This is a genomic window from uncultured Limnohabitans sp. (assembly GCF_937889215.1).
GTDB lineage: Bacteria > Pseudomonadota > Gammaproteobacteria > Burkholderiales > Burkholderiaceae_C > Limnohabitans_A.
Map to the genome: position 1 here is coordinate 1 of NZ_CALBEX010000155.1, position 1,874 is coordinate 1,874.

The window sequence follows — 1,874 nt, forward strand, 5'->3', positions numbered from 1 at the left end:
CACCTGATCAAGCGTGCCCTGGGCCAGCACCGAACCGTCGCACAACACCGTGACGATGTCCGAGATGGTGCGGATGAAGCCCATGTCGTGCTCCACCACCATCAGCGAATGCTTGCCCTTGAGTGTCAAGAACAATTCGGCGGTACGTTCTGTTTCATGGTCGGTCATGCCGGCCACTGGTTCGTCGAGCAACAAAAGCTTGGGGTCTTGCATGAGCAGCATGCCGATCTCCAGCCACTGCTTTTGACCGTGGCTGAGCACACCGGCCAAGGTTCTGACGCTGTCAGCCAAGTGGATCGTGTGCAACACTTCGGCCAAGCGATCGCTCTGGCGTGAATCGAGCTTGAAGAACATCGAGGCCTGAACGCCTTTTGGCGTCTTCAAGGCCAGCTCCAGGTTTTCGAACACCGTCAAGTGCTCGAACACCGTGGGCTTTTGGAACTTGCGGCCAATGCCCAACTGCGCGATCTCGGGTTCGTTGTGGCGCAGCAAATCGATGGTGCTGCCAAAGAACACGGTGCCCTCGTCCGGCCGGGTTTTGCCGGTGATGATGTCCATCATCGTGGTCTTGCCCGCGCCATTGGGCCCGATGATGCAGCGCAGCTCGCCTGGCGCGATGTCGAGCGAGAGTTTGTTGATGGCCTTGAAACCGTCAAAGCTCACGCTCACGTCTTCCAGATACAGGATGCGGCCATGGGTCACGTCCACTTCTTGCGCATCTTTGAGCACCCGGCCATAACCCGCACTTCGGCCACCCGATTCGGTGGGCTGCACGCGCTGTTGGGCCAGTTGCGCCACGCGCTGCGCGCCTTGTTGGAGCAGATCGGGCGTCATGCGGCACCACCTTTGTGCTTGGGCGCGGTCACCTCGGCCGCACTTGCAGGTTCTGGTGGCGTGCGCTTGAGGGAAAAACGGCGCATCAAGCCCACCACACCTTGCGGCATGTAGAGCGTCACGCCAATGAACAACGCACCCAAAAAGTACAGCCAAAACTCGGGCGCAGTCACCGTCAACCAGCTCTTGGCCCCATTGACCAAGAACGCCCCCACGATCGGCCCGATCAAAGTGCCGCGCCCGCCCACCGCCGCCCACACCGCGATCTCGATCGAATTGGCCGCACTCATCTCGCCGGGGTTGATGATGCCCACTTGCGGCACGTACAAAGCCCCAGCCACACCGCACATCACGGCCGATATCACCCAGATGCTCAGCTTATAAGGCAGTGGTGAATAGCCCGAGAACATCACACGGGTTTCGGCATCGCGAATCGCCATCAACACCCGGCCGTATTTGCTGCCCACCAACCAGCGCGAGAACAGATAAAATCCCAGCAGCGTCAAGCCCGTCAACACAAACAGCACCATGCGCATGCCGGGCGTGGCCAGCGGCAAATCCAGGATGCGCTTGAAGTCAGTGAAGCCGTTGTTCCCGCCAAAACCGGTTTCGTTGCGGAAAAACAGAAGCATGACGGCGTAGGTCATGGCTTGGGTAATGATGGAAAAATACACGCCTTTGATGCGCGAGCGGAAGGCGAAGTAACCGAACACAAAGGCAATGAAACCCGGCACCAACACCACCAGCAGCACAGTGGCGATGAAACTGTCGGACAAGGCCCACTGCCAAGGCAGCTCTTTCCAGTCCAAAAAGACCATGAAGTCGGGCAAATCGCTTTTGTAGTTGCCGTCTTGCCCAATCTGGCGCATCAGGTACATGCCCATGACATAACCGCCCAAGGCAAAAAACAGGCCGTGACCGAGCGACAAAATGCCGGTGTAACCCCAGATCAAATCCATGGCCAGCGCGCAGATGGCGTAGCACATGATCTTCCCAATCAAGGACACCAAAAAGTCACTCAGGTGCAAGGGGTTGCCCTC

General features: G+C 58.4%; 2 protein-coding genes. Both read right to left on the reverse strand.

The window, feature by feature from the left end; all coding sequences use genetic code 11:
- A partial coding sequence (gene urtD / locus Q0341_RS03930) for an urea ABC transporter ATP-binding protein UrtD (RefSeq protein ID WP_299510732.1) occupies positions 1–834 on the reverse strand: 834 nt, incomplete at its 3' end.
- Positions 831–1,874: urea ABC transporter permease subunit UrtC (urtC, locus tag Q0341_RS03935; RefSeq protein ID WP_299510734.1), on the reverse strand; the 1,044-nt coding region annotated here is incomplete at its 5' end. The genes urtC and urtD, both read right to left, overlap by 4 nt.